Origin of the sequence: Frankia sp. CeD, from assembly GCF_000732115.1 — a bacterium.
Classification (GTDB): domain Bacteria; phylum Actinomycetota; class Actinomycetes; order Frankiales; family Frankiaceae; genus Frankia; species Frankia casuarinae.
This window is the reverse complement of the sequence record NZ_JPGU01000002.1, coordinates 1-24286: the sequence shown is the minus strand read 5'-3', so window position 1 is coordinate 24286 and position 24286 is coordinate 1. Positions and strand designations below refer to the sequence as shown.

Here is a 24286-nt window from a genome sequence, read left to right as displayed (position 1 = left end):
GCTCGGACCGAGCGTCAGCACCGTCGTGGGAGACGCTATGATGAGCAGGCACGTTGGGAGGCTTCGCCTAGTCCGGTCTATGGCGCCGCACTGCTAATGCGGTTGGGGGCATACACCCCCTCCGGGGTTCAAATCCCCGAGCCTCCGCGTCGACCAGGCGTTTTGAACATACGTTCGAGACGCCCGGTCTGTCCTTAAGATCAAAATGGCCGGTGGATGGAACGTGGATGGAACAAACGGCGTGGATCTTCATCCGGCGCCTGTTCCCCGGCTCCGCCGGGGGACGAACTCCTCGATCACCACCGCCGCAGCCTCCGCCAACTCCTCGGCCACGACCGCGTAGACATCTCGGGTAAAGTTCGACGAAGCGTGACCGAGCACATCGGCGACCAGCTTCATGTCAACTCCGGCCGCGAGGAGCATCGTTGCCGCCCCGTGTCGAAGGTCGTGAAAACGGATCGGGGGAAGGGGCATCGCCGCGGCGTCTGTACTGCTTCTTCGCCATCGAGGTCGGCTCCCGCTCCGTCCACATCCTCGGGGTCACCGCCCACCCCGACGGACCGTGGAGCACCCAACAAGCCCGGAACCTCCTCCTGGACCTCGGTGACCGGGCGGCCGACTTCCGGTTCCCGGTCCGTGACCGCGCCGGACAGTTCACCGCGTCGTTCGACGCGGTCCTCGCCGACGCCGGCATCACCGCGATCAGGATCCCACCCCGGACCTCGCGGGCGAACGCCTACGCGGAACGGTTCGTCCGAACCGTCCGGACCGAGGTCACCGACCGGATGCTGATCTTCGGTGAACGGCACCTGCGCGTTGTCCTGGCCGAGTACGCACGGCGCTACAACGGACGACGCCCCCACCGCGGCCGCGACCTTCAACGACCACGGCCCGACCACCCCGCCGCGGACCTGAGCCAGGAACGGATCAAACGTCAGCCCGTCCTCGGCGGCCTGATCAACGAATACGAACGAGCCGCCTAAAAGACCAGGCCAACGCCGGTGGCCGAGTTCTCGCACCCCACACGCGGGCCTTCACCCCCGGCCTGAAGACCGGAGCACTGGCCCGCACTCTGGTAGCAAGGAGTGGGAGGGCTCTGTAGCGGTCGGCGGCGACGTGTTCGAGAGTTTCTTTAGGGGCCCCCGTCACAGGTCATCTTCAACGGGGGCTGTCTGGTCTTTGTGGGCGCCGCGCATGGTGGGGAAGAGGACGACGTCGCGGAGGGTCGGGGCGCCGGTGAGCAGGGCAACGAACCGGTCGATGCCGAGCCCGAGGCCGGACATCGGGGGCATCCCGTATTCCATGGCCTCGATGAAGTCCTCTTCGAGCATCATGGTCTCGTCGTCGCCGGCCTCCCGCAGCGCGGCCTGTTCCTCAAGCCGCTGCCGCTGCTCGGCGGGGTCGACGAGTTCGGAGTAAGCCTTGACGATCTCCACGCCGTTCACCACGACCTGGAACATGTCAAGCGCGGTGGGGTCGGTGTCGCTGCGCCGGGCCAGCGGGACCAGTTCCGCCGGGTGGTGCACGAGGAAGCACGGCTGGACGAGATCGGGTCGGACCGTCTTCTTGTAGAGCAGGTCTACCAGGCCGGCGTAGGACGGGGAGGTCCCGACGTCCAAGCCGAGCTCGGCCACTCGGGCACGCAGAGTGGGAAGATCGCGGACAACGGTGAGGTCGATGCCGGTGCGCCGCTCCACCTCGGCCCGGTAGTCGATCTCCGGCCAGTCTGCGCCGAAGTCGAGCTTGACACCCTCGTAGGTAACCGCCCGGGTGCCGAGGACGTCGTCGAGGACCGTGAGGATCAGTTCGCGGACGAAGGCCATGTTGTCGCGATAGTCCCAGTAGGCGGCGTACCACTCCAGCATCGTGAACTCCTGGAGGTGCGAGGAGTCCATGCCTTCGTTGCGGAAGTTGCGGCCAAGTTCGTAGACGCGGTCATAGGCGCCGACGACGATCCGCTTGAGATAGGTCTCGGGGGAGATCCGCAGGTAGAAGTCCTCACCGAGGGCGTTGTGCCTGGTGATGAACGGGCGGGCCGCGGCACCGGACGCTGCCTCTTGCAGAATCGGGGTTTCGACTTCGAGAAAGTCGTTGTCGTCAAGGAGACGGCGAATCCGCCTGATGATGTTCGCTCTGGTCTGGAAGCGTTCCCGGGACTCGGCGTTGACAAGCAGGTCGAGGTAGCGGCGGCGGTAACGAGCCTCGACGTTGGACAGGCCCTGCCACTTGTCCGGAAGGGCACGTACGGTCCGGTTCAGCACCGTCATCTCGGAGATGGCGACGGTCCGTTCGCCGCGGCGGGTGGTGTAGAGGCTGCCGGCGATCCCGACGAAGTCGCCGATCTTNACGGCCCGGGACCATTCCTTGACGACCTCGGCGCCCAGATCGGTCTTGGACAGGGAAACCTGCACCCGGCCGCTACGGTCCTGGAGATGCCCGAAGATCAGCCCGCCCATACGGCGCCACAGGACCACGCGNCCGGCGAGACGGACAGCCGTCCCGTCGGGAGCGGCTGCGGCATCGGCCGCGACCGCGTCGGTCCGGTAGCCGGACCGCGGCCCCGCCGCCTCGGTTACCCCGGACTCCTCGATCGACATCAACACACCCTCTTGCCGCAGAAAGCACCAGCTAGCCACGAGGGTGGCGTTTCGTGAACGCTCCCGGGCGGGCCAGATGACGGATCGCCATCCTGCAGATGACTACTCCAGAGATGACTGCCCCAGCCTACCGACCCTCAGCGAACCGCAGCCGGCGTAGCCNATCCCGACAGTAGTCGATCATGGCTTCCACCAGATGCCGGTCCCGACGCCGGGCCGGTCGAATGGGTCGCCTGCCGCCGGCGCGGCGGCGCGTCCGTCCATGTCGTGCGCGGGGGGACTGGCGCGCACGGGCGGTTGCTGCGCCGGGTACGCCCCGATGTCCTGCACGTCAACCGGTGTGTGCCGTGGGCGTGCGCGCCGATGCTGGCCGCCGGCCTGACGGCCGGAGTGGCCGGTTGCGATCTGCGGGTCGTCGCCGTCGATCAGCTTCCGCAGCAGTGATCGACGGCGCGACCGGGCTGCTCATGCCCGCCGGCGACCCGGCCGCCCTGGCCGCTGCGCTGTGCCGGCTGCGGGATGATCCGGTCCTGCGCCACCGGCTGGGGAATACGGGCACGCCAGGCGGCCGTGAGCACCTTCACTGACCACCAGATGGCCCGCGCCTACCTCACGCTCTGGGAACGGTGCCGCTCGCAGCCGCGGGCCTCTCGCCTGCGGCCCGAACCGCCGCGCCCATGACCTTGAACTGACCGCGCATCTGCGGAGCATGTCGGCGAGACGCTCGCCAGCACAGGCCTGGGCGGGTTCGAGTTCTCACCATGCCGGCAGTCTCGCGCTTTCCAGCAGGCCCGAGAACTTGTCCTGGCAGCCGACCGCCAGACACCTGCGCGTAGCGGACCGCGGGCTCGGCACCGTAGGCTCCGTTCAGGATGGCAGTACGCACCGTGCCGGGCTGCAAGCGCCGCCCGGNCGACACGCATCATGGCCGCGTTCCTGCGGGAGCACGCCGGCTGGGTGAGCACGGTGTTGCTGCCGGCTTACACGCCCGAGCTGAATCCGGCGGAGGGGTGTGGTCCCAGCTCAAGCGCACCGCCCTGGTGAACCTGGCCGCCCGCAGCCTCGACGATGTCCACCAGGCGGCCAAACACGGACTGAAACGGCTGCGGTACCGGCCCGCGTTGCTGTTGGGGTTCCTCGCCGAAACCGGCCTGGGCTGGGAGGAGCTGCGGCCAACATGACTCCAGGCATTGAAGCTCAGTACCTGTGAGTGATGGCTGGCGTTGCGCCACTCGCGTTATCCTGACCCGGCTGAGTAGCGATCAGGTATGGCTGATGGGGACGTTTCGGGTATGACTGACGGGGACGTTCTTGACGGCAACCGGGCAAGGCGGCGTGAGCCGCGCCGTGGTCCGGAGCCTTTCGGCTCAGGCCGGGACCAGCCGCGCGACCCAGACCGGGAGCAGGCGAGCACGGCACACGCCAGGCCAGGGTGGCCGCTTCCGCCGGTTCCTGCCGGGCACCGGTGAGAGGGGTGGGTGTGAGTGCGGCGCCGCGTGCTGCGGAAGGGGGCCATGCCCGGCGAGCCGCCGGCCGCCGGCCACCGTTGATTCATCCGCTGAATCCTCACCCCGGCGGACCTCGATTCCGCTACTTTCCCGGTCGTCGGAATATCTCGTCGATGAATATCGGGGAGAGATCAATCACGGGTCCGGCTCCCCGACGAAACCTCCCGACGCCCGGTCCCGGGGCCTGGCTGAACTGTTGGCTGGCGGAGGAAACAGGAGGCTGGTAGGCACCGTGTTCTATGATGTTCTGCTGATCATTTTTCGGAACATGGAAGGCGCCGTGGTAGTCGTGTCCTCCCGGATGCGCCACCCGGTGCGGACCGTCCGCTGGATGTTCAACGGACTGTTCCAGCCGCCCGCCGGCTGGCGACGCCTATGTCTGCTTGCCGCGGTTTCAGCATTCAGTCTGGGGATGGTCGGGCTCTGGCAGCTGTCCCGAAGCCCCGGCGCCGGCCTCAGCGCCACCGACATCGCCTACGGCAGCCTGGGGCTTTTCTTCGTCCAGCCACCAGACCTACCCAATGATGTCGGTCTCCCGATCTCCTTTGAGATCGCCCGCTTCCTGGCGCCTGCGGCCACTGCTTATGTACTCGCGGATACGCTGGTCAAACCGATGGCCGCCCTCCAGGCCACGCTGTCCCGGGGGCACGCGGTCATCTGTGGCAGCGGACCGACGGCGCTTGCCTTCGCGGAACGCCTGCGGGCCGCGTCCCGCCAGGTTGTACTGATCGATGACGTCGACAGTATCGAAATCGCGGAACACGCCCGCCGTCTTGGTCTGGTCCTGCTACGAGGAGATGCGCGTCGCGGGGATGTGCTACGGCGGGCTGGCGTGGCCCGGGCCGACCAACTGTACGTGTGTGGGACTGCGTCCGGATATAACGCCGCTGTCGTCGCGGCGGCGGAGCAGGTGTCACGCCAGCGCCACCGCCCGCTGACATGCTACGCGGAGGAGTCGGATCCTGACGTGCTCGACGCCCTGTGGACGCTTCTGCTCGGCAGGGAACACATCGGTCGTCTCACGGTCGAGTTCTTCAACACCGCCCGTCTCGGTGCAAGTCTTCTGCTCGACGACGAACGGATCGCGTTCGCGCCCCTTGGTCTGTCCGTCGTGATAGTGGGCATGGGCCCGTTCGGCCGGGAGCTGCTCCTGGAACTCGCGCGGCGCCGCAGAGAGGTAGGTGNGACGTCGCGGATGCAGGTGACCCTCATCGACAAGAATGCCAGCGGTGTACTGAGGCTGCTGCAGACCCGCTATGGCCTCGTCGAGGCGATGGTAGACACCATCTGCCAGGATACGGGTTCCGACGAGGTCGACCTGAACGGTCTTCTGGATGGATACGCCCCGGAAGGAGCCATGCAGTTGGTGTTCATCTGCTACGAAGACGAGGAACTGGCGTTACGCAAGGCTCTTGCGGTGTCCCGGCTGCCCGGACACCGCAAGGTGATCGTTCGGGTGGATCGCATGACTCCCTTCGGGCAGGCCTTCGGTAGCGGTGACGGCGCGCGACCGCTGGACATCCTCTACCGTGGCCTCACCGTTTTTCCACTGCTGGACCGCGTCTGCGATCCCGACCAGCTACAGGATCCCCAGGTCGAACAGCTCGCCAAAGGAATACACCGAGACTACTGCCGGCGGCGGATGGAAGCCGGCGAAAGACCGGAAGAAAANCGCGCGCTCGTCGCCTGGGAAAATCTCTCGGAGGATTTTCGCAACGCCAACTACGAACAAGCCCGCGACATCCGCCGAAAACTCGACATGATCGGCTGTGGAATCGTTGCCGGCGCTGTCCGAGACGATCCTTTTTCTTTCAGTGTGACCGACGCGCAGCACAACGAGGTTGAAATTCTCGCGAAGCGGGAACACGAGCGGTGGATGGTCGAGCGACAGGCTAACGGGTGGCGGTACGGACCCCACCGGGACAACGATCGAAAAACTCATCCCATGCTTGTACCGTGGGACGACCTTGATGCCNCCAGTCGCGAGAAGGACCACGAGACCATCAGGCTGATACCGATGATTCTGGCCGAGGCGGGATTCCATATTGTCCGTCGACGCAGCTGACCTGCCGNCCNTTNNACCCCGACCTTCCGTGACCTGGATGCATTTCGTCGAGTCAATTTCTCCTTCGGCTATCCGATGGGCGATGCCGTTCCGGATGCCGCCGCCCGCCGCTTTTCGAAAATACTCCACCCCGGCGACATTCTCGGGCGCTGGGGCGGGGACGAGTTCGTCATCCTCACCGGACCCGTTACCGCGGCCGAGGCCGCGACCCTGGCCGAGCGGCTCATCTCCTCCCTGGACGGACCGCTGGACGTGCACGGTCATCGGATCAGCATGTCAGTGAGCGCCGGAGTGGCCCTGTCGGCCGGGCCGTCTCCGACCGGCCAGGCACGCTCACCCGAACCTGCGCTCGGTTTACCGATCCCGGCCGACGCTGCCGAGGTGGGTGACGCCATGGTGGAGCTGGCGGGTACGGAGGNGATGCGCACCCGGGCGACGGCACGCACGGTCGGGCGGGAGCATCGTCCTCGCGACTCGCCATGAATCGTCATGGTGGTTTCTGCGCCACCACGTATTTCGACCACAACACCAAGTAGAAGAACTCCCCGTCGGCCGGTCCCGCTTCCCGCTTTTCCACGCCGTATCTTCCATACATGCGTTTCACCCTCACCGTCCGCGATGCCACCCGGAATTCCAGCACGGACGTACTACTGACCGCCGCCCCGGAAACCCCACTCCGTGCGGTGGCCGGGGCGATGGCCGCCGCTGTCCGCCCGCAGCGGCGTACTCCCACACCGGCGCGGGCCGGGCCCTCGATCAACGTCTCCGGTACCGTCCGTCCGCTCGACCCGGAGACGACCCTGGCCTCCTCGCCGCTGCGTGAGGGTGCGGTGGTGAGCCTTGATGCCGCGGTGTCCCGGCGGGTCCGCGGGACGGGCCTGGTCGACCTGATGATCATCGGCGGACCCGGGGCGGGCGACATTCATCACCTGCCGGCGGGTGAGTTCACCGTCGGCTCGGGACCCGGCTGCACTGTCACGCTAGGGGGTCACAGCAGCGACGAGCCCGCGCTGACCATCCGGATCGAGGTCGACGGTCGGTGCACCGTTACAGCCGGTCCGGGTGCGGCCGTCCTCGGCGACCACCCATCGTTGCCTGCCGGCACCATCCTGGCCGCGGTGCGGATCGCCCCGGTGACGTTGCTGCTCGTGCGGCCCGCACCGCTCACGGTGCTGACCCGCCCGTCCGTCTCCGCTCCTGGCATGCTCGACGTCAACCGTCCGCCTCGCCTGCATCCGCCGGAGCGGGAGTCCGTCTTTGTCCTGCCGGCCGCACCCGCCGAACCCCGCCGTGTTCAGGTTCCGGTGCTCACGACGGTGCTGCCGCTTGTCGCCGCCCTGGGCATGGCAGCCCTGCTGCGGACGGTCTACGTTCTGCTCTTCGCGGTGCTGGCGCCGGTGAGCCTGGCCGCCTCCGTGGTGAGCGGCCGACGGCGGGAGGGCCGGGAGTTCCGTGCGGCCATGGCCCGCTACCGGCAGGAGCGGGACGACGTCGAGGCCACGGCTCGTGCCGCGCTTGCGGCGGAATGCGCCGAGCGTCGTCGCAGCCACCCCGATCCGGCAAGTCTGCTCGCCACCGCTCAGGGACCGACTGCGACGCTGTGGGAGCGGCGTCGTCATGACCCCGACCACCTGCACCTGAGGTTCGGCACGGCCGACCTGCCAAGCAGGGTCCGGACCACGGACCCCTCCCCTGCCGCCGTCACGCCCCGGCAGCCCCCGGCCTGGGTCGCTCCCGATGTCCCCGCCGTCATTGCTCTGGCCGAGCGGGGAGTGCTCGGCGTCACCGGTCGGGGCATGTTGCCGCAGCTTCTCGGCAGCTGGCTCGTGATCCAGGCCGCTGTCCTGCACAGCCCTCGCGATCTCCGGATCTGTCTACTGATTGGCTCCACAGGCATCGTCGATGCCTGGCGATGGATCCGCTGGCTGCCGCACTGTCGGCCGTTGGTAGAGGAGAAGGCCATTTTCGTCGGAGCCGACGAGGTCAGCCGCTCCCGCCGGATCGCCGAACTTACATCCTTGATCGAGAGTCGCCGCGCCCATCCGCCCGAGGCACCCAGATCCGCCCCCGACATCCTGGTCGTGCTGGACGGGGCCCGGATGCTGCGCTCCGTTCCCGGGATGACGACCGTGCTACGTGGCGGACCGGCGGTCGGCATCCACATCATCTGCCTGGAGGCCGACGTCCGGGACCTTCCGCCCGAATGCCGGGCCGTTGTCGAACAGGACGGCGACGAGTTGTTGATGCGGCAGGATCGGTCAGCCGTGATCAGACATGTCTGCCCAGACCTTATCGGTCTCACCGGCCTGCCCAGTCTCACCGACCAGGCCGGTCTCACCGGCCAGGCCGGAGCACCGGCCGTCGATGCCGTGGGACTGGCCTCCGCGGCCGGCTGGTGTGAGTCGGTCGCCAGAGCCTTGGCGCCGCTGCGCGACGCCGGTGACGACGACTCCGAGGGCCTTCCCTCCGCCGTCCGGCTCCTGGACATCCTCGGCGCCGACCCACCCACGCCGAAGGTGATCCAAGATTTCTGGTCATCGGTGCCGCAGCCGCCCCGGGGCGCGGCGAGCAGGGCGGTACCAGTCGGGATCGGTGAGGGTGGGAGGTTCACGATCGATCTCTCTCGCGACGGACCGCACGGGCTGGTCGCTGGCACGACCGGGGCCGGAAAGTCCGAACTGCTGCAGACGATCATTGCTGCGCACGCCGTGATGTACCGCCCGGACGAGATNATCTTCGTGCTGGTTGACTACAAGGGAGGCAGCGCGTTCGCCGAGTGCGCCGCTCTCCCCCACACCGTCGGTATGGTCACCGACCTCGATCCGCACCTGGTTCGACGCGCGCTGAGCTCGCTCAGCGCCGAGCTTCGCAGACGGGAACGGATGTTGGCCGCGGCCGGAGCGAAGGACCTCGACGCCTTTCGACGTCTGCTCCCTCACCCCATCGAGCGTCCGACGATTCCCCGCCTACTTCTGGNCGTCGACGAATTCGCCACGCTAGCCCGCGAACTACCCGAATTCGTCGCCGGATTGGTCAACCTGGCCCAACGCGGACGGTCGCTCGGGATCCATCTCCTGCTGGCCACCCAACGCCCCGCGGGGGTGGTGTCACCGGAGATCCGGGCGAATACGAACCTGCGCATCGCGTTGCGGGTCACCGACGCGGCGGAGAGCGAGGATGTCGTCGGCTGCCCGGCCGCTGCCCTGATCAGTCCGGCCACTCCCGGTCGGGCGGTGGTACGCACCGGCCCGGGCATCACGACAGCCGTTCAGACCGGGTGGATCGGTGGACCGGATCCGGTCACCAGACCAGGCAGAGACGGCTCGTCCGGAATTCCTGTGCCCAGGGTCACCCCGCTACCGTGGCCGGAACCGGACGACGCTCCACGTCGGGATGCCGACACGTCCCAGGTGGTGCCGGCGCCGTCGGACGGACCGCCGTCGGAAGACGTGTCCCTGGCAGAGCCGCGCACCGACCTGGCTGCTCTGGTCTCGGCAGTACGGGAGGCCTCGACGAGGCTCGGGATCTCTCCGATACCCAGTCCGTGGCTTCCCCCGCTCCCTGAGCGGATTACCCTCGACTCTCTCGTCGGGGCGACCGCCGGCCGCACCGGCCCGAGCGACCACACCGGCCCGAGCGACCACACCATCGCCGCGGATGGCTACGGCCGCCGTCCGGCGGGCTCCAACCGTCCGGCGGNCTCCAGCGGATCCCCCGGGCTCCACGCGGACGGTCTCGTTCGGCTCCCTCCCGTCGCCATCGGGCTGGCCGATCACTGTGACCGTCAGCTTCAGCTGCCCTTCACGATCGATCTGGAACACGGCGGCCACCTCATGATCGTCGGCTCGCCACGGACCGGGCGCTCGACCGTGTTGCGCACCGCTGCCGGCGCCCTCGCCACCGCCCTGCCCGTCGGCGAGCTCCATCTCTACGGACTGGACTGCGGCGGCAACGCCCTGGCACCCCTCGAGGACCTGCCGCACTCCGGTGCCGTGGTGAGCCGGGACGATCCCGAGCGGGTCGCGAGGCTCCTCGCCCGTCTGGCCAATGAGATCAGCGAACGGCAGACGATCCTCTCCCGGAAAGGCTTCATGGATCTTGCCGAGGCCCGGCGGTCGTGGCGGCCGTCCCCCGGCGATGCGGGCGACGCCATGCGCCCATCGCCGTACCTGGTGCTGCTCGTCGACCGGTTCGAAGGATTTCTGGCCGCGTTTGAGGACGTCGACGGAGGAATACTCGTCGACCAATTTCTGCGGCTGGTGCGCGAAGGTCAGGCGGTGGGCCTGCGAGTGATCATCACTACCGATCGACGAGGGTTGATCGGGCGGCTGGCGTCGCTCGTCGACGAACGACTACTCCTGCGGATGGCCGACCCTTCCGACTACGCACTCGCCGGCCTGTCCCCGTTCGACGTGCCCGGGACGCTGCCCGCCGGACGTGGGGTCGCGGTCGGAGGTCGGTTCCCCAGTCCCGTGGAGACACAGATCGCGCTGCTCGACGCGGACCCCACAGGCCGGGCTCAGGTTGCGGCACTGCGGGCGGTGGGCTCTCGGGCGATGTCCCATGCGGGCCGATCTGTGGAGGTGCCGCGAAGGCTGCCGGAGCGCTTCGATCGTCGTCCTTTCCGGATCGACGCGCTGCCCTCCCTCGTCACATCCGAGCAGATGGAACGCGCGCCCGGGCGGTCGCGGAGATCCGTGGCGGCGGCCATGCGCCCAGAAAATCGATCTTCGCTGCACGTGCCGATCGGAATCGGAGGGGACGAGCTGGAGATCGTCGAGGTGGATCTGGATGCCGACAGTCCCGGTTTCATGATCAGCGGCCCGCCACGATCCGGGCGCAGTTGCGTTCTACTCACGCTGGCGTTGTCACTCCTTACCGAGGGTGCCCGAATCGTCGCGTTGACGCCGNGTCCGTCGCCCCTTCGTTCCCTCGCCCACCGACCCGGTGTCGTCGCCGTTCTGGACGGAACCATGAACCTCGTGGAGGAGGCGGGAAGCAACAGCACCGGCCGTCACGGCGGCCGCGGGCGGGGTGAGTCAGCCGTCACGCCGAAGACCCGTCGGACCGACACCGCCCGGTCGCTGACCGACCTGCCAACCGGCCTGTCAGGGGACGAACCTCTGGTCGTCCTCGTCGACGACGCCGAACTGGTCGGTGAACGGGCCGCGGCCGAACTGGCGGCCTTCTGGCAGGCCGCACGCGACGGCGGCGGCGTGTTGATCGTCGCTGGTACGACCGAGGAGCTGCTGGGCCAGTACCGCGGATTCCTCGTCGACGTCCGCCGCGGTGGGTACGGGCTGCTCCTGGCCCCGGGGCGGCCGGGTGACGGCGAACTGCTCGGAGTCCGGCTGTCCCGCACGATCGGCGGCCCCNCGCCTCCAGGTCGCGGGGNGCTGGTGCGCCGCGGAGCCGTCCTTCCTGTCCAGGTCGCCTGTCCCCCGACACCCAACCTGCTCACGTCCCCCTCTGCTCGAGTCCCGAAAGGAACAATGCCGTGCGAACCGTGACCACACCAGCGGCCCAACAGGCGGCCGGGCGGATGAGCCGACAGCTACCCGATCTGCAGGCGACCACGACAAATCTGATCAATCATGGCAATACGTTGGCGGACCCGCGAAACTGGGAGGGCCCGAAGGCACAGGTTTTTCGTGCTCAGGTCTGGCCGGAGGTGCAGAGCGCGCTGACCGACCTGCGGACGAACCTCGCCGAGCTCGCCCGCGGCATCACCGAGATCAACCGCCGAACCGCCGCGGCCGGAAGCTGACGGATCACCCCCGGGACCGTGCCCTCCCGGGACCACTGTCCACTGCGCCGTTCGCTCTCTTCCATGCCATCGAGGCGCTTTGCCGCCGAGACGGCNGTCCAGATCCCCGTCACCGGAGCACACCATGACCCAGCCGTCCGATGTCNCCGNCCGCAGCACGCCACAAGCCGTGACCGCCATCGCCGATCTCACCACGATCATCAACGGCCCGCTGCTCACCCATTTCGACGAGCTCCGCGCCNCGGCGAAGGTACTGATCGACCCGGAGAGCTGGGACGGCCGTAGCGCGGTCGATTTCCGGACCACCGTCTGGCCGGGATACGACCGGACCCTCACCGAACTGCACACCCAGCTGGATCAGCTACGTGCGCGGCTCGCCGAGATTCAGAACGAGATCCAGAGTGCCGGATGACCAGACCACTCCGGGGTCGGTCCGGCCTCGGTGTGTGGCCAGCGCCGGTGTTCCGCGGATGCGGGAATGGACAAGGTGGTCGATCGAAGATACGCCTGCCCTGGTACGCCGCGACACTGGACACTTTTAGGGATAACTCAACGTAAGAATAAATTTGGACATTTAGCATCGGAACGACATCAGATGCCCACCTTGAGTAATGTATCATAGATCTTTCATCTCAAAATTTCCTCTATGCAACCACGCTGGTACGATTACAGCGGGTTCGTCCTTCTGTCGCCGTCCAGGCACAGCAGCGCGAGGAGGCCGGGTGTCCACTGCACGAGATCGACGTGCGGGCATCCAGGCGGCTCGGCGCCGCTCCCGCAAGTCCCGTCAGCTCGCCCCAGTCCAGAGCCTGGAGCGCCGGCATCCACGGCGGAGACATACCATCGACCGGATCCAGGTAATGGTCACAAGAAGGTCAGGGAACTGCTGCTTCGCCCTGGAAACCGGCTTCCAGCGACCTAGCATGAGCGCCACGCAACCGGGCACGAGGCCGTGCCCGGAGTGCCCATGCGCCCGNCCCTGCGCCTGATCGGGGACGTTCATGTCCACGCCGCTCCCGCCACCATCGACACCACTTCGATCCGCGCGGCCGTCCTCGCCGCCGGCATCGATGACGTCCGCCTCTCCGGCGGCGGCACCGCGGTCACGACGGCGGCTTCCGCGTGCCGGCGACCCTCCCTATCGGATGGTCGATGACAGGGCCGGGAGTGTGCCGGCCCGCCAGCCGGTGCCGGTGGTCTCCGCGGAGCTGCGGTCTCGGGAACGGCTGCGCGCAGCCGGGGCCATCGCTGCGATCGCCGGTGTCGTCCTCGGCGTTCCGGTCGTACTGATCCTGGTACTGGGTCCACCGCTCCAGAGCAGGGACGGAACCGGCGCGGTCGTCCGAGCCATCCTGGCCCTGCTCTTCTGGGCCGCCTGGCTGCACTTCACCGCCTGTCTCATCGCGGAATGCCGAGCCGAGCTGCGCGGTACCGGCCTCGCCCCGCGGATACCGCTGGGCGGCGCCCCCCAGAACCTCGCCCGCCGTCTCGTCGCCACATCCGTGTTGTTCTCCGGGACGACGGTTCTGGTCGCCCCGATGACATACGCCCGGCCCCCCGCCGTTCCGCCTGCGCCCGGCCGGATGGGGACGGCAATGCCGGTATCGACGACCTCGGCGGCCCTGGTCGCTCCGCGGCCGGCTCCGGACGACAGGGCGCCCGCGCTCACGAGGGGTGATCGGGCTCCGGTGACCACGACAACGGATCCCGGCGCCGGCGCACCGACCCAGCAGACCTGGCCGTCACGGCCGGAACCGGGGAGCAGCCCGGCTGGCCCGGCTGGCCGCATGACACCGCGTGTCCGCCACGCCGAGTTGATCAGTCCGATCGCGGATCCGAACGGCCGGCTCATGCCCAACGGGCGCATGATGAAGCTCTACGAGGTGCGACCTGCCGAGGGACGCCACCACGACACCCTCTGGGGCATCGCGGAGCGCTTCCTCGGTGACGGTCTACGGTATCGGGAGATCTTCGACCTCAACGAGGGTCGTGCCCAGCCGGACGGCCGCACGCTGTCCAAGCCATCGCTCATCCATGCCGGCTGGGTGCTGCTGCTGCCCGCCGACGCGCAGGGCGAGGGCCTGCAGACACTGCATGTACCGGACTCCGTCCCGGGATGGCCTGCCGCCGAAACGGGTACCGCGCCCCCCACCCCCGGCGGCTACGAGCTCACTGACCTCGACAACCACGGCCCCGGCGACCCGGGCCTCGATGATCCAGAACCCAGCTATCCCGATTTCGAAGACCCCGGGCCGGGGGACAGCGACGGTCGTCTCGGCGCCTCTCGTGCGCTGGCAGTCCTGGATGACACGGCCCCGGTCGTCTCGGCGCGGAACACCGCGGTGGTCACCGGTGGCCCCACTACACCCGGCCTGCTCACGTCCGACTCCTTCGGACCGTCCTCCCAGGGTCTGCTGGGGATAGCAGCCGCCAGCCTGCTCGCCGCCGGAGTCATGGTGGCGTTGTCCACACGCCGGGCGGGGCCGGCGAGCCCCCCGGAGGACGAGACAGAGCGCGCGCTGCTCCTGGCCGCCGACACGGATGCCGCCCGATTTGTCGACCGCTCACTGCGCGTTCTGTCTGCCGGCCTGACCGATCTGGGACGTCTGCTTCCCCCGGTGTACGCGGCGATCCTCACCGACGACCTGCTGATCCTGCACATGGCACCCGCGGAGGAGGAGCCTCCACCGCCCCCATGGACCGTTGGCGAGGCGCCCGGGTCCTGGCGGATCGAGCGGATGCCCGGTCTGCCCGGTGACCAGCCGGCCCAGATGATCGCCCAGATGACGGCCGGCGTGCCGGCTCCGTTCCCGGCCCTCGTCACCTTCGGCCGGGACGACGCCGGGTCACGCATTCTCGTCGACCTGGAAGGCGCTCCGGGCATCATCAGCCTGATCGGCGACCTGGACGTCGCGACGGAGGTCGCGATCGCCGTGGCGATCGAGCTGGGAACCAACGTGTGGTCGGATGATCTGCGGGTCTGTCTGGTGGGTTTCCCGGCCGACACCGGAGCCGACCTGACGACGATCGCACCCGCTCGGGTCTGGACAGCGGACGACCTGAGCGCCGTCCTCGACGAACTCGCCGGACCACAGGACGACGCCGGTCGCACCGGCGTCGATCCGGCACCGGCAGACCCGCCGACCGTCACCGCGGGCGGCCGCGATCGGGTCACCGGCAATCCACGGGCGCTGGCACCCGATCTACTCATTCTCGCGGCCCCTCCCGCAGCCGCCGACGTCGCCCGGTTGACCAGGATGGCGAACGGGCGGGACGACGCCGTGGGAGTCCTCACCGTCGGCGACACCCCGGCCGCCCGCTGGCGCTTCACGGTCGAGTCGGACCGCCGCGTGTCCCTCGGCGTTCTCGGCGTCCAGGTACGGGCGCAGGCTCTGAGCATGACCGAGTACACCTCGATCACCGCGCTGTTCCATCGGGCCGATGCGGCGGGATCTCCCGCCCNGGCCTCGGGCAGCCTGCCGGACGAGAGTCTGCCGGACGAGGGCCCCCCACCNCCCCCCGTATCACAGCCGCCCGCCGGACCGATCGTCGCCGGACCCACCGCGACCGGGCCGGCAACTACCCGGCCCGACGAGCCGACAAGGCCACCCTCACAACGCGGCTCCATGCCCGGGGCGCTGCCCTGGACGCCGAAACTCTCAGCCCTCACCGGGCCTGCCTTCCCCCAGCCGCTCTCGACCGTCCCCACTCCGGCAGGCCCACTCCCCGACCCCGGCTCTGCCACACCGGAGCCACGCGGAGCGGAACCGCAGGACATGCACGGTCGCGCCGCGGTCCTGCCCGGCACCGGATTCCCACCCACCATTTCCCCATCGGACGACGATCCGACGCGACCGCCCTCGAACGGCCGCCGGCTCCCCACCGAACCCCCGCCGCCCACGCCCAAGCCTCCCAGCCCTCCGCGAAGGACCGCATCGGCCGGTCCCGTCCTACCGACCACCACGGACACCGGCGACGCCCCCGAAGCCGCCGGTCTGCTGGCCCATCCGGGGCGACCGCTCATCCACCCGACGGATATCCCACGGGTACCACCCGTGGTCTACTTCGAGACGCCCCGGATGCGAGCGAACCGGCAGGGCCGCGTCCCGGCCGAATCGATCCAGCCCGGGACGGAGGCACCNCCTGGNCCCCCTGCCCCCCCGCCGCCAACCACCGGGTACCGGACCGCGATCCCNCCCCGGCCGCCGATCCCGCCTCCGAACGAACGGCTGGCGGCGGACGCGCACCGTGCACCGCCTCAGACTGCTCGGGCGCGCTACGCCGACGGAGATACCACCGTCCCGGATGTCGGCGTTTCACGGCCCCCGACGGGGACGTCCGGGGCGGCGCCACAGCGTGTGCCGCTCGAAACCACGCCGCCCGCCGATCCCACCGCGCCCGCCGAGGCGCAGGTCCGGATTCTCGGACTGCCCACCGTCGAGGGTCCCGGGCGACCACCCGCCGAGCGCATCGACCTGTTGACCGAGGTCATCGTCTACCTCGCGCTGCACCGGGAAGGCGTGGACAGTCGGCTCCTCGCCGAGGAGATCTGGCCATCCGACACCACGGAGGAGATCGCCGACGCCGCGTTGACCGAAGCGCGCCAGTGGCTGGGGACCGATGCCAGCGGCTTGCCTCGGATCATGATCGGCCCGGATGGCCGGTGGTGGCTGAGTCCGGATGTGCGCTGCGACTGGGAACTCTTCGTGGCCTACACCCACCGGGCCGGTCTGCCGGGCAGCGACGCCGAGGCGGATCTGACGACAGCCCTGCGGATGGTCAGCGGTCCCCTGTGGACGGATCTGCCTGCCGGGCGGTACCGCTGGGCGACCACCGGGCCAATCGCCCGAAGCACCCGGGCGGGCGTGGTCGACGTGGCGCATCGCCTCGCCCAGCTGACGTTGGACTTCGGTGACACGATGACGGCGATGGCGGCCTGCCGCACCGGGCTACGGGCCGTGCCGACCTCCGAAGTGCTCTGGCGGGACCTGCTGCGCACGGTCGCCGCACGGGGTGATCGCCGGACTCTGCAGGCTGTGGCAACGGAGATGTACCGAACTATCGGTGTCGGCGGGGTGCGTCGCGGCGGGCGGGCCGAGGCCGAGACGGACGCACTGGTGCAGACCCTCCTGCCCGGATTCCGTCGCGGCCGGCGGTAGTGCCCGTTTCCGCTTCCGGGGCAGCCGGCAGAGGACCCGGCCTGATGGCTGGTCGCTGGTCGCCGGTGACGCTAGCCGACCTCGGGGATCTTGGGTACCCCGGAGATCTCCGAGGTACCGGGGTCCGCAGTGAACTCGGCAGCCGCAGCAGGAGAATCGGGACCGCGCAGCGCCGACGCGCAAACCGTGATCGCAACGAGCAGGACGAACACGACGACCATGGCGAACTGCAGGCCCGCCAGCTCGGCGAGCCCACCGATGAGAGCCGGCCCGCACAACCATCCGACATACCCGACCGTGCCGACCACGGCGATGGAGCTGCCCGTCGAAGATCCAAGCCGCCCCGTCGCGGAGAACACCGCGGGCAGCACGCAGGCGGTGCCGACGCCGAGCGTTCCGAATCCGACGATTCCCCCGACCGTGCCGAACGCCGAGGAACCGAGCGCAAGCATGAGCGCGAATCCCACCATCGCGGTCACGGCGAGGCCGCGGACCGTTCGGGTCGGGCCGAACCGTGCCATGGCGCGGTCCCCGAACAGGCGCACGACGAACATGCAGGAGGTGAAGGCCACAAAGCCGATACCCGCGATTCCGACGGCCGCTCCGGCCACATCGGTGAGGTAGACGGCGCTCCAGTCCGCTGCCACACCTTCGCAGAGGAAACTACCGAAGGCGATGACGCACAGTGCGACGAACGGCCGGGTACGGCTGCCGGTGCCGACGGGACCCCGGGGCATCGCTCTGTCGCTGTCCCCGTCCCAGCCATCTCGCCCGTCCCCCGGCGCGACTTCCGGTGCAGCGCCGTCGGGCAGCATCCAGGCCGTGGCGGGTAGGGCGGCAGCGAGACCCAACCCGCCGAGCACCGCGAACTGCACGCCGATCGGGACACTCAGAGCGGCCGCCGCCGAACCGATCCCGGCCCCGGACAGGGCACCCGCCGTCCACGCCGCATGGGCGGAGGTCATGATCGGCCGCTGGTAGCAGCGCTCAATCCCCACGGCCTGGGTGTTCAGGGAGATGTCGAGGCAGCTGCTGGTCGCCCCCCACAGGGCGAGCAGGGCGAACAGAGACCAGGGTCCCTCGACGAGCGGGACCAGAAGACCGGTGGCGCAGTAGGCGGGCAAACCTGCTCGCACCATGGTGATGCTGCCGTAGCGGGTGACCGCCAGACCGATCAGCCACAGTGTCAGAACCGCCCCGATCGGGGCGCCGAGCAGGGTCAGACCGAGCTGCCCGTCGCCGAGTTCGAGCCCCTCCTTGATTTGCGGTATACGCGGCGCCCAGCTCGCAAGCAGCAGAGCCAGCAGGAACAGCGAGCTCATCGTCGCCGCCCGGGCACGGAACAGTACTTGGGCATCGAAGGGCTGGCTCCGAGTCGCGCGGCGCACGCCGCCCGGATCCATCAGGATGATCTCCAGCCGTCGATCTTCATGATGCGCACGCCGCGAGGAGAATTACCCTGCGCCCCGGATCGTTACGCATCATTGCTCCATGCGACGATACCCGATAAGATCGAACAACGCTCTGGCGGCATCCAATTATGCTTCGACAGATCTAATTACGATACATAAAATCTAATTAAGTTACATAAATCCAATTATGATCGACGACACCCGATGACATCCCGATGTCACTATGAGGACCGCTCGACCATGAGGACCTCTCGGCAGCGGGCGCGAACGTGCCCGCCCGATCGGGCACGATGGCGTTCCCGCGGCCGTCGCGTCGGATACTGGCGGGGNGNGTCTGGTCATGCTCTCGGACACGCACCTCCCGGTGCGGGCACGCGAACTGCCCGCCGAGGCGGAGGATCGCCGGCTCAGGGAGGTCGTACTGCGCCGCCNCCCGCCGCGGCGGACGGTCAGCGGTTGACCGTCCGCCGCGCGCCCCACCGGCAACTCCTCCTGCCGGTGCCGCAGCTGCCGATTCGACGATGACCCCACATCTGTCCACACAATAAGCACATGATGAACTACGGAAAGCTACATCCCCCTCGGGGGATCGGTGCCACCCGTCGGGTGCTGTAAGCTGGCACCGCCGGCCACCACGGTGGCAGATCGCGCTCGTAGCTNAACGGACAGAGCATCTGACTACGGATCAGAAGGTTGGGGGTTCGAGTCCCTCCGAGCGCACGCACGGTTGAGACAGGCCAGAGCCCCGCACCCCCATCCAAGGTGCGGGGCTCTGCCGCTTTCAAGACCTCGTGTACTGCAGTTCATACTGCAGTTGGCGAACGGTACTGCGGGACGACTCAGGCGGCACCCTCGTCTGCCTCACTCTCNGTAGCGGTGGTCGGGTTCCGGAGCCGGGTGAGGATGTCGTCCATGCTGCGGGCCGTCCCCCGCCGGACGTCCGCCAGAACGTCAACGTAGATGTCCGCGGTGGTGCCAAGGCGGGTGTGACGCAGAAGCGCGCGAATCTCGTTCAGGTCGACGCCGGCCCGGAACAGCATCGTCGCCGCCGTGTGGCGGAGATCGTGCACGCGGGTGTGCCGCACCTCAGCCCGCTCACACACCGCGTCCCACCACCGGTTGACGTTGCGCGGGTCGACCTTCCGCCCGAGTGCGGTAGTGAACACCAGTCCGGGGTCTTCCCACCGGATGACCTTCAGGTCCGCCGGAGTCCCGGACACCCCCTCGGGGAGGTTCTGCGCGGCCAGCGCCGCCAGGTCCTTTTCCGCCTGGTCCGCTTTGGCGCTGAGGTCGGCTTTCGCGTCGTCCTGCCGCCACCGGTGCTCACGGAGCATCGTGACGACCATGTCGGGCAGTGCGAGAACCGCCTTTGAACCCTTCGTCTTCAGGGCTTCCTCTTCGACGAGTTCCCAGCGCTGCCGGCCGGTCTCCGGATCAATTCCCGCCTTGCGACGCCGCTGCTTGCGCACCACGGCGACCGTGCCCGCATCAAGGTCGAGCGCATCCCAGCGCAGCGCGAGCGCTTCCCCCTTGCGCAGCCCGAGCGCCAGCAGCACCAGCCACAGCGCGGACATCCGGTCCACGAGCGCGACCGCGACAACCCGACGGGCTTCTTCCTCGGTGAGCGCCCGTATCGGCGCATCGGCCTTCCTCGGCGGCTGGACGAGAGCGGCGACGTTCCNGGTCAGCAGTTCCTCCCGGACCGCGTCATTCAACGCCGCGGTGAGGATCACCAGCAGGTAGCGCACCGACCGGGCCGACAGCGGCTTGACGGGCTTGCGTTCGCTCGGTGCCGGAGCCTTCTTCTGTGCTGTCGCGCGTCGAGCCGGGCGAGTCTTCTTCTCTTTCGCGCGTTCTGCCGCCTTGCGGGCCNCCTCAGCCTCCCAGGCCGCGCACTGCGCCAGACCCGCGGACGACGGTTCCGTGAGCTTGCGCGTCATCCAGTGGCGGACGTGCGCNGTGGACAGCTTGCGCAGCTCGTGACGGCCGAGGATCGGCGTGATATGCAGCCGGACCTGATCGGCATACGACTCGGCCGTTGACTCGGCGAGCGTTCCGGCGACCACGCGGGAAGGCAGAACGATGGTCACCCACTGATCGAGATATTCGGCCACCGTCATCCGTGTCGTGACCAGCGGCACCCCGTCCTGCACCGCCCGGAGCGCGGCAATGATCTTCCCTCGGACGTCGTCCTTCGTCTTGCCGTAGAACGTCGGCCGGGTGCCGTCCGGCATACTGATCTGACCGGCCCAACCGTTGCGGTACCGGTAGATCGAGCCTTCGCCGTTGCCGCGTCTGCTGCCCTTACCCTCGGCCATCAGGCCACGTCCAGGGGGTTGCCGTCGGGCCATTCGACGGCGTCGCACCATGGGCAGCCGTAGGGGCTGTCTTCCATGTCGCAGGCGAACTTGGTCTCTCCGTCCGACTGCGGGTAACCGCGTCCCTGGCCGCGGTCGGCGCGGTCGAGGTGGTCATGCAGCGCCTGCATGAGGGTCACCCGCCGTGGGGTGTTGGTGGGCATGGTGGTTCTGGCTCCTTGCCGAAAGAACGGGCGCGGGTCGCGAGTCGCGTGGTCCGGCGCGAGTTGGGGTTTCCGTTCTCTGGCGCTGGGATGGTCTGCCGGGTCGCCGGCCGCGTCCAGGGCGCTATCGCGTCGCTACGCGATCGGCCTATGGCCGACCCTGGACCCGTCCACCGCCCCGACAGATTGAGGCGCCACCAGAGAACGGAAGAAAAATGGGTGGGGCAGAAGAACCGCTACGGGCGGGTTCCGCGTGCCGCCGCCGGTGCCGTCGGGGTGACGCCCCCGGTGGGATCAGGTTCCCTGCCGTCGGGCACTGTCCGGAAGACCATGGTCAGGTCGATGTCGCCGACGTGCTCGGTCAGGAAGGCGTCGACCGGCATGCAGGCGAGGACCTCGGCGATCTCGCGGGCATCAGCACCAGGACGCAGCGTCAGCGCATAGACGCCGGGCCGGACGATGCTGGCCACGATCAGCGGCACGTCTCCGCCGGGGGTTCGGTCGGGATCCGGGGCGTCGGACGGGAAGATGGGCATGGGTCTCTCTCCTGTTCGCGCAGGAAGGGGCCAAGGTTCCGGTNGGGTGTTGCCGCNCTCGGCCGGAACCGCCTCAACGCGACTGGACGACCGTCCAGCGACATCCACGGTACACGTGGCGCTGGACGGTCGTCCAGTAGATTGCGGGGTATGACGCAACCGCTCATGGGAGCGGCGGAGATCGCCCGCCGGTTGGGGGTCGGGCGGACGCGGGTGAACCAGCTTCTGAAGGAAGACCCGTCGTTCCCCGCGCCGTATGCCTCCCTGGCCGCCGGTCACATCTGGCGGACCGTCGATGTGGAGGCATGGATTGCCGAACACCGCCCCGACCTGCCCCCGCCCGACGGCCAGTGAGGGTGATCATGCTGCCTGTCCGTCGTCGAGGCCGCGGAGCCGGTGGACGAAGGCGAGCAGCGAGGCGGAGGGGATCCGGCGGGCACGGCCGATGCGGACGGATTCGAGGTCGCCGCTGTTCAGCAGTTCGTAGACGGTGCTGCGGCTGACGCCGAGCAGGTCAGCGGCTTCCGTCGGGGTGAGCAGGAGCTTGGTCACGCAGGCTCTCCAGGGGCTTGCCGGGGTGGGGTCAGGCTGCGTCCGCCAGCGGCGGCCCTGTTGCCGAATCCCCGCCGGCCCCTTCCTCGGTGCCGATTCCGAGCTGTGCGCGCCAGGCGTGCCGTTGGGCGATGGCATGCAAGATCAGATGTTCGCGGCGGGGTGCGGCCGGGTCCCCGGGGCGTAGCAGCGTCCAGGCGATGCGGGTCGGATCGTCCTCGGGCGCGGCCGGTCCGGTGCCAGTGGCGCCCAGTGCCGCGAGCTGCTGGCGGATAAAGACGACCCGATCACGACGGTGGTCGGTGAGGGTCTTGCCAGACCAGCGGCGGGAGACCAGCACCCGCCGGCCGCCGAAGCCGAGGGTTTCGCGCCGGTGGGCTTTGCCGGTGCACCGTCCGGGGGTGAGGCCGCGCCGGGGGTTGCGGGGTTGGATGCCGTAGCGCAGCCAGTTCGCACAGGTCGGGGAGCAGGGTTCGTAGCGCAGGGCATCGGCGAGCCGCTCCACATGCGCCCGCTGCCGGTCACTGCTGATCTCGTGACAGGTGTCGAGGGTCTTCGTCAGGTACTTGGTGAGATAGCCGATCATCCGGCCGGTGTTCACCGAGTTCGCCGTCACCCCGTCCGCCTGGAGTTGCGGACCGAACCGCACGACGTGCGCGGGTTCGTCGTCCTCACCGATCGCGTCGAGCGCCGCATCCCACGAGGGCAGCGGGTCGCCGGCGTCGGGGTCGAGGTAGGCGCCGATGGTGTCGTCCCAGACGGGCAGATGCTGATCGTCGTAGACCGGCCGGTCCGTCGCTGGCCGCCAGACCTGGTGGTAGGTGGCTGCCGCCACCAGCCGCAGCATGGTCCGCGGGATGGTGCCGCGGATCGCGGCGTGCAGGTGCGGGGCGAGACGCCGTTGGGGTTCCAGCGCGGCGAAGTACTGGACATCCCAGCCGACCGCGCGGCGCAGGTTCTGCCAGAACCGATCCAGCAGCTTCGGGAAGTGGATCGCGTCCCGTGCCGCCTGCCGGTAGTCGTAGGAGGCCGGGTCCACCGGCGTGCCGTCGGAGTGCACCCGCCCGTACGAGGCACAGGTCAGGGTCAGGAACATCGACGGCCGCCACACCGTCCCGTCCGGCGCGGTGAACGTCCGCCCGACCGTGCGCCGCTCAACGGGCAGCCGGGGCAGATCGGGGGCATCCTGGCGACGACGGGTCGAGCGGACGCGGCGCGGCCGGTCCCGGTCGGCCGGCGCGATCCGGCCCCGCACGCCCAGATCTGACAGTTCCCGGTCCACCTGGCCGATCAGTTCGTCGATCTCGCCGACCTGCCCGAGGTCGCCGGCCGCCAGGACCTCACCGCGGGCTTCCTCCAGGTCCGCCCGCAGCACGGCAAGTGCCTTGGCGTCGTCGGACGGCGGATCCGGGTCGGGAAGGGGTTCGTCGTCGAGATGCCATCCGGTCTTGCACTGGGCCATCCGGAGCCGCCGCGAGCGGTCAGGGCTTCCGTCCTGCACCGCCGTAGACTCAGACGGTTTCCGGGTCCGTGGGTGGCGTGTCCGGCTTCCACAGCGGTAGGCGCACCACGCCCGGGTCGAGGACATCCGTCCCGTCGAAGAAGCGGCAGACGTCCGCGAGGCCGCGGAGAACGAGCGGCGCGGCCGTGGTCGCGTAGGTCTCGACGATCGCGCCGACCCCTGGGGGTGCCTGGTCGCCGGTCGCGTGGGACACGACCAGGTAGCTGCCGGACGGCAGACCGTCCAGCAGCCTGCGCACCAGCGCACGCGGTTGGTCGGCGCCGGTCAGGAAGTGCAGGACCGCGACGAGGAACAGCGCAATCGGCCGGTGGAAGTCGAGCACGCCGCGGAGCTCGGCGGCATCGAGGATGAGCCCGGGGTCCCGGAGATCCGCCGCCAGGTAGGCGGTCCGCCCCTGCTCCGACCCGGTCAGCAGCGCACGCGCGTACGCCAGCACAACCGGTACCACCCCTTGGTCACACATGGCAAGTGGTACTCGTGTGTCGGTCGTGAGCGCCGATGGGCGCGCATGGCGGTGTTCTGGGCGCGTAGGCGACGGCGGTTCCTTGCAAGGGAGATTAGAGCGTGTCTCACGTCGAGTGCGGGAGCTTCTTCCAGCAGGTGATCGCGGCAGCCAGGCAGAGGAACCCGAGGAAGTTGTAGCCGTT

At 68.9% G+C, this 24286-nt stretch carries 19 protein-coding genes, 2 tRNA genes and 1 pseudogene; 13 read left to right on the top strand and 9 right to left on the bottom strand.

Features of this window, described 5'->3' with window-relative positions; all coding sequences use genetic code 11:
- Nucleotides 1-56: 56 nt before the first annotated feature.
- A tRNA-Ser gene (locus tag CED_RS01625) sits at nucleotides 57-147 on the top strand.
- 102 nt (nucleotides 148-249) lie between these two features.
- On the opposite strand, the gene CED_RS22045 is transcribed toward CED_RS01625, so the two are convergent.
- Nucleotides 250-474, bottom strand: a complete 225-nt coding sequence (locus CED_RS22045; RefSeq protein WP_313949951.1) for a tyrosine-type recombinase/integrase — start codon at nucleotides 472-474, stop codon at nucleotides 250-252.
- Between CED_RS22045 and CED_RS01620 the strand changes: the two genes are divergently transcribed.
- Nucleotides 426-983: an integrase core domain-containing protein gene (locus CED_RS01620; protein WP_035908388.1), complete on the top strand. Its 558-nt coding sequence runs from the start codon at nucleotides 426-428 to the stop codon at nucleotides 981-983. The genes CED_RS22045 and CED_RS01620 overlap by 49 nt on opposite strands.
- Before the next feature lie 162 nt (nucleotides 984-1145).
- On the opposite strand, the gene lysS is transcribed toward CED_RS01620, so the two are convergent.
- Nucleotides 1146-2597 carry a lysine--tRNA ligase gene (lysS, locus tag CED_RS01615; RefSeq protein ID WP_011434883.1) on the bottom strand — a complete coding sequence of 484 codons (1452 nt, stop codon included), beginning with the start codon at nucleotides 2595-2597 and terminating at the stop codon, nucleotides 1146-1148.
- Nucleotides 2598-2864: 267 nt separating this feature from the next.
- Here lysS and CED_RS24160 point away from each other — a divergent pair, with 267 nt between their 5' ends.
- The 9 genes from CED_RS24160 to CED_RS01575 all read left to right on the top strand — a co-directional run bounded on the left by CED_RS24160 (nucleotide 2865) and on the right by CED_RS01575 (nucleotide 17096).
- Complete coding sequence (locus tag CED_RS24160) at nucleotides 2865-3041, top strand: hypothetical protein (protein WP_157902454.1); 177 nt, start codon at nucleotides 2865-2867, stop codon at nucleotides 3039-3041.
- A complete protein-coding gene (locus tag CED_RS23290; RefSeq protein ID WP_173645823.1) occupies nucleotides 3038-3184 on the top strand; it encodes a hypothetical protein in 147 nt (48 codons plus the stop codon). Before CED_RS24160 ends, CED_RS23290 begins: the two co-directional genes overlap by 4 nt.
- Nucleotides 3185-3607: 423 nt before the next feature.
- The gene (locus tag CED_RS24155; RefSeq protein WP_023839860.1) at nucleotides 3608-3778 is read left to right on the top strand and encodes a hypothetical protein; all 171 of its coding nucleotides are present in this window, start codon (nucleotides 3608-3610) and stop codon (nucleotides 3776-3778) included.
- A 658-nt stretch (nucleotides 3779-4436) separates the two neighbouring features.
- Entirely contained in the window at nucleotides 4437-6170 is a 1734-nt protein-coding gene (locus CED_RS01605; RefSeq protein ID WP_160172356.1) for a RyR domain-containing protein, read from the top strand.
- Between the two features lie 33 nt (nucleotides 6171-6203).
- On the top strand, nucleotides 6204-6653 hold the full coding sequence (locus CED_RS01600; RefSeq protein WP_084680661.1) for a diguanylate cyclase domain-containing protein: 450 nt from the start codon (nucleotides 6204-6206) through the stop codon (nucleotides 6651-6653).
- Between the two features lie 110 nt (nucleotides 6654-6763).
- Nucleotides 6764-11680, top strand: coding sequence for an FtsK/SpoIIIE domain-containing protein (locus tag CED_RS01595; RefSeq protein WP_235186852.1), 4917 nt, complete (start codon nucleotides 6764-6766; stop codon nucleotides 11678-11680).
- Nucleotides 11668-11937 carry a WXG100 family type VII secretion target gene (locus tag CED_RS01590; protein WP_011434876.1) on the top strand — a complete coding sequence of 90 codons (270 nt, stop codon included), beginning with the start codon at nucleotides 11668-11670 and terminating at the stop codon, nucleotides 11935-11937. The genes CED_RS01595 and CED_RS01590 overlap by 13 nt, the downstream gene beginning before the upstream one ends.
- A 124-nt stretch (nucleotides 11938-12061) precedes the next feature.
- Entirely contained in the window at nucleotides 12062-12349 is a 288-nt protein-coding gene (locus CED_RS01585) for a hypothetical protein (RefSeq protein WP_035908385.1), read from the top strand.
- Between the two features lie 757 nt (nucleotides 12350-13106).
- On the top strand, nucleotides 13107-17096 hold the full coding sequence (locus CED_RS01575) for a LysM peptidoglycan-binding domain-containing protein (protein WP_051868626.1): 3990 nt from the start codon (nucleotides 13107-13109) through the stop codon (nucleotides 17094-17096).
- A 71-nt stretch (nucleotides 17097-17167) separates the two neighbouring features.
- Here CED_RS01575 and CED_RS01570 read toward each other — a convergent pair whose 3' ends face one another.
- Complete coding sequence (locus CED_RS01570) at nucleotides 17168-18418, bottom strand: MFS transporter (protein WP_235186851.1); 1251 nt, start codon at nucleotides 18416-18418, stop codon at nucleotides 17168-17170.
- 737 nt (nucleotides 18419-19155) lie between these two features.
- On the opposite strand from CED_RS01570, the gene CED_RS01565 reads away from it, so the two are divergent.
- Nucleotides 19156-19228: transfer RNA gene (locus tag CED_RS01565), tRNA-Arg, on the top strand.
- 119 nt (nucleotides 19229-19347) lie between these two features.
- Here the strand turns inward: CED_RS01565 and CED_RS01560 are convergent.
- The 3 genes from CED_RS01560 to CED_RS01550 form a co-directional block, all read right to left on the bottom strand.
- Nucleotides 19348-20826, bottom strand: a complete 1479-nt coding sequence (locus CED_RS01560) for a tyrosine-type recombinase/integrase (protein ID WP_235186850.1) — start codon at nucleotides 20824-20826, stop codon at nucleotides 19348-19350.
- Nucleotides 20826-21029 carry a hypothetical protein gene (locus tag CED_RS01555; protein ID WP_023839866.1) on the bottom strand — a complete coding sequence of 68 codons (204 nt, stop codon included), beginning with the start codon at nucleotides 21027-21029 and terminating at the stop codon, nucleotides 20826-20828. Before CED_RS01555 ends, CED_RS01560 begins: the two co-directional genes overlap by 1 nt.
- A 236-nt stretch (nucleotides 21030-21265) precedes the next feature.
- The gene (locus CED_RS01550; RefSeq protein WP_023839867.1) at nucleotides 21266-21565 is read right to left on the bottom strand and encodes a hypothetical protein; all 300 of its coding nucleotides are present in this window, start codon (nucleotides 21563-21565) and stop codon (nucleotides 21266-21268) included.
- 150 nt (nucleotides 21566-21715) lie between these two features.
- Here CED_RS01550 and CED_RS01545 point away from each other — a divergent pair, with 150 nt between their 5' ends.
- The gene (locus CED_RS01545) at nucleotides 21716-21919 is read left to right on the top strand and encodes an AlpA family transcriptional regulator (RefSeq protein ID WP_035908376.1); all 204 of its coding nucleotides are present in this window, start codon (nucleotides 21716-21718) and stop codon (nucleotides 21917-21919) included.
- 6 nt (nucleotides 21920-21925) lie between these two features.
- On the opposite strand, the gene CED_RS01540 is transcribed toward CED_RS01545, so the two are convergent.
- From CED_RS01540 to CED_RS01530, 3 genes and pseudogenes are all read right to left on the bottom strand, one after another.
- Nucleotides 21926-22117 carry a helix-turn-helix domain-containing protein gene (locus CED_RS01540; RefSeq protein WP_011434870.1) on the bottom strand — a complete coding sequence of 64 codons (192 nt, stop codon included), beginning with the start codon at nucleotides 22115-22117 and terminating at the stop codon, nucleotides 21926-21928.
- A 31-nt stretch (nucleotides 22118-22148) separates the two neighbouring features.
- Nucleotides 22149-23600 (bottom strand): annotated as a pseudogene (locus CED_RS01535) (replication initiator); the annotation flags it as partial.
- A gap of 28 nt (nucleotides 23601-23628) precedes the next feature.
- The gene (locus tag CED_RS01530) at nucleotides 23629-24102 is read right to left on the bottom strand and encodes an SAM-dependent methyltransferase (protein WP_083282462.1); all 474 of its coding nucleotides are present in this window, start codon (nucleotides 24100-24102) and stop codon (nucleotides 23629-23631) included.
- Nucleotides 24103-24286 lie beyond the last annotated feature (184 nt).

Coding starts and splice junctions, on each gene's coding strand:
- CED_RS22045 (WP_313949951.1), bottom strand. CDS start 474: ATGCCCCTTCCCCCGATCCGTTTTCACGACCTTCGACACGGGGCGGCA.
- CED_RS01570 (WP_235186851.1), bottom strand. CDS start 18,418: ATGAGCTCGCTGTTCCTGCTGGCTCTGCTGCTTGCGAGCTGGGCGCCG.
- CED_RS01555 (WP_023839866.1), bottom strand. CDS start 21,029: ATGCCCACCAACACCCCACGGCGGGTGACCCTCATGCAGGCGCTGCAT.
- CED_RS01550 (WP_023839867.1), bottom strand. CDS start 21,565: ATGCCCATCTTCCCGTCCGACGCCCCGGATCCCGACCGAACCCCCGGC.
- CED_RS01545 (WP_035908376.1), top strand. CDS start 21,716: ATGACGCAACCGCTCATGGGAGCGGCGGAGATCGCCCGCCGGTTGGGG.
- CED_RS01530 (WP_083282462.1), bottom strand. CDS start 24,102: ATGTGTGACCAAGGGGTGGTACCGGTTGTGCTGGCGTACGCGCGTGCG.